The organism is Syntrophales bacterium, from assembly GCA_030655775.1.
Taxonomy (GTDB): domain Bacteria; phylum Desulfobacterota; class Syntrophia; order Syntrophales; family JADFWA01; genus JAUSPI01.
Window position 1 is genome coordinate 1 of sequence record JAUSPI010000183.1, and the last position, 3,313, is coordinate 3,313.

Annotated in this window: 3 protein-coding genes; all 3 read left to right on the forward strand. The window is 47.4% G+C overall.

Going from position 1 to position 3,313, the window contains the following annotated elements; genetic code table 11:
* On the forward strand, nt 1-205 hold a 205-nt coding region (locus Q7J27_09665; GenBank protein MDO9529414.1), incomplete at its 5' end, for a hypothetical protein.
* 359 nt (nt 206-564) lie between these two features.
* On the forward strand, nt 565-1,503 hold the full coding sequence (gene phnD, locus Q7J27_09670) for a phosphate/phosphite/phosphonate ABC transporter substrate-binding protein (GenBank protein ID MDO9529415.1): 939 nt from the start codon (nt 565-567) through the stop codon (nt 1,501-1,503).
* 1 nt (nt 1,504) lies between these two features.
* A partial coding sequence (locus tag Q7J27_09675) for a PAS domain S-box protein (GenBank protein ID MDO9529416.1) occupies nt 1,505-3,313 on the forward strand: 1,809 nt, incomplete at its 3' end.

The following is a 3,313-nucleotide window of genomic DNA, read 5'->3' on the forward strand; positions in this document are numbered from 1 at the left end:
GGAGATTCTTCTGGAAGCGAGGATCATAGCTGTGGCAGATGTCGTTGAAGCTATGGCTTCTCACCGGCCTTACCGGCCCGCTGAGAAGATAGAAGATGCGCTGGAAGAAATCTCACGGAATAAAGATGTTCTTTATGATCCCCAGGTGGTAGATGCCTGCCTGAAACTCTTTACTGAGAAAGGGTTTACGCTTGATGAAACATAAAGCATAAGAGGGGACAGGATAACGTGGAGCGGGGGCTCTGTTCCCCGCCCGTATGTTGCCCGCAGAGGGGGCATGCTACTAACGAACTAAAGGGTGGCATGGACAAACCATGTGCCGGACCTTGATCCGGTATTGTTTGTCCGTGCGAAAAAACCCATAATCATGTTGCCCACAGGGGGCCACGCTACGTGGATTTGGTACAGGAAGAGCATATAAAGGGGTAAAACCCTTACGGGTAAACTCCGAATAAGGAATTTTATGCGACCGAATAAGGATTTTAGGCGTAAGCCTTTTATACGAGCGCAGGGTCTCCGTGCCCTACAGAGGGGCTAACAATCCCGTCACGTAAGGAGGAAGACATGAAAAGCCTCAGGATGTCTGTTATTGTAGTTGCAATTCTTCTTTACTGTATGGCCGCGCTTTCCTGCCAGCAGGGAGAAGAGGCTCAAAAGGTCAACCTTGACAAGAAGACTGCCAACCTCAGCCAATTAAGAAAAGACACAGGGAAGATCAAAAGCCTCGTATTTTGCTTTGACCTTCGGCTCAGTCCTGAAGAGGATGCGCAGATCTACGGTTCTTTTCTTGACTATCTGGAAAAGGAGACCGGGCTTGATTTTGATCTTCTTTTTTCAAAGGATTACAAAGAAACCATTGACAATATCGGTACGGGCAAGGCTCAGTTTGCTATCATAGGTGGTTTGAGTTACCTCAAGGCCGAACACGATTACGGCGTGAGGATGCTGGTCAAAGGTCTCGATGAGAAAGGAAAAGGAAACTACAGGGCCGCCATTATTGTCAAAAAGACAAGCCCTCTCAATCAATTATCCCAGCTGAAAGGCCGCACTTTTGCCTTTGGATCAAAGTATTCTACCCAGGGACACCTTATCCCCCGTTACATGTTGGAAAGGGAGGGGATATCCCTTACAGATCTGAAGAAACACCTCTTTGTGGGATCCCACTGGGCGTGCGCCAAGGCCGTTATTAGAGGGGATGTTTCAGCCGGAGGAGTTCAGGACCGACTGGCACTGGACCTTGAAAAACAGGGGGACGTAAAGATACTTGCCATTTCGGATTACTATTCTCGCAGCGGTATTGCCGTTAACAAAGATGTTGCCGAAGAGACTGCATCAAAGGTCAAGACAGCCCTCCTTCAATTTGAACCCCTTGGCAAAGATAAAGAGGGGCTAATCAACTGGTCTAAAACAGAGATGCCCGGAGGTTTCACGGCTGTGCAGCCGGGAGATTATGATGTTTTAAAAAAATTAGCTGCGAGATACCAGCTCCTGGGAGATGAATAAGATGAGATTCAGAACAAAGCTGGCGCTGGGTTTTTCAGCCATCATGGTTCTGATGGCAATCGCGCTTGTCATCTTTTTTTTAGGATTTTACCAAAAAAGGATAATAGAGGAGACCGAAAATCGTCGCGTCTCCCTTGTCAGGTATTTCTCCGGCGACATAACCAATATGGCGCTTACCGGGGATACCTTGCAACTGAAGAACACAACCAGGAAGTTTTGCGAGGACGTGAATTATGTAGATTATGTTTTTGTGATCGGCAGTGATGGACAATTGCTTGCCCACAGTTTTGACCATGGTTTCCCATCCGAACTCTTCAGCGCCAATCCCCTGCCAAAGGACAAGGCGATCACATCCAAACTTCTTCTTACCAATAAGGGACGAATCAGGGATTTTGCAATACGTCCTGTTAAGCATATGCCGGCCGAGATCCATGTGGGAATGAATGAAGAAATCTTTTACAGGCAGATAAATGATACTGCAAAGATGACCATATTTATTATGCTTGTCTGTGTGGCACTGGGACTATTGTTGGTTTATTTTATGTCTCGTAGTTTCAGCAAGCCTTTGCAAAACCTGAACCTCGCCATGGATAAATTTGGGAAGGGGGATTTGGATTACCGCTTGGAGGAAAAGGGCGACCATGAAATCCTGAATCTGATCCAGGGCTATAACCGAATGGCAGGATCGATCCAGGAAGCTGCTGCCAAACAGCAGCAGGTGGAAGAACGTATCAAACGCCTGAACAGCATCCTCAAGGCCATCAGAAATGTCAATCAGATGATTGTAGTGGAAAAGGATAGAGACTGTCTGCTCCAGAAAGCCTGCAATATTCTGATAGAGGCAAGAGGCTACGATGCTGCATGGCTCGGATTTTCGGGGGATGGTAAAACCTTTGCCACTGTCAAGGGTTCAGGCTTCAGGTTAGAAGATGTATCTCGTTTCAGCGAACATGTAATTGGTGGCGATCATCCTCCCTGCATCAGAAGAATAATCGCTGAGAAACAGAAGCTTGCGATTGTAGACAAATCCAGAGAGTGCGGAGATTGCTTCTTCAAGGATGCACACGTCGGCAGAGAGGCCGCAATCATCCGTGTCGAGCACACTGATCGATTTTATGGACTGCTTGCCATATTGTTTGCACCAGATGTCACTGCCGACGAGGAGGAGAAGGAACTCTTGAAGGAGGTGGCTGGTGACATAGGGATTGCTCTTCGCGGGATAGAAATGGAGAAAGCGCTTATAGAATCCGAACAGCAACTTGCCGATATTATCAATTTCCTGCCTGACGCTACTTTGGCCATAGATCTTGATGGCAAAGTTGTTGCCTGGAACAGGGCGATTGAAGAGATGACGGGTGTCAAGGCCGAAGATATGCTGGGCAAGGGAAACTATGAATATGCCCTGCCGTTTTATGGTACCAGAAGGCCCATATTGATTGATCTTGTGCTTAAACCTGATAGCGAAATAGAAGAAAAATATGCCTTCGTTCGCAGGGAGGGAGATGCCCTGCTTGCTGAGGCGGTTGTTCCTTTCGTAAAGGCTCCGGAATTGTTTTTGTGGGGCAAGGCGAGCCCTATGTACGATCACAAAGGAACTGTTGTTGGCGCTATTGAATCCATCCGCGACATTACAGACCGCAAGCAGGCCGAGAGAAAAGTCCGGCAATCACTTTTGGAGAAAAAGGTAATGCTGAAGGAGATTCATCATAGAGTAAAGAACAACATGCAGGTGATTTCCAGTCTTTTAAATCTCCAGGCAGGACATATCAAGGATGAGCAGGCTCTGGAGCTTTTCAAGGAATGCCAGAGC

Bases quoted from the DNA above. Each gene is read 5' to 3' on its own strand.
- phnD (MDO9529415.1), top strand. From the start codon at position 565: ATGAAAAGCCTCAGGATGTCTGTTATTGTAGTTGCAATTCTTCTTTAC.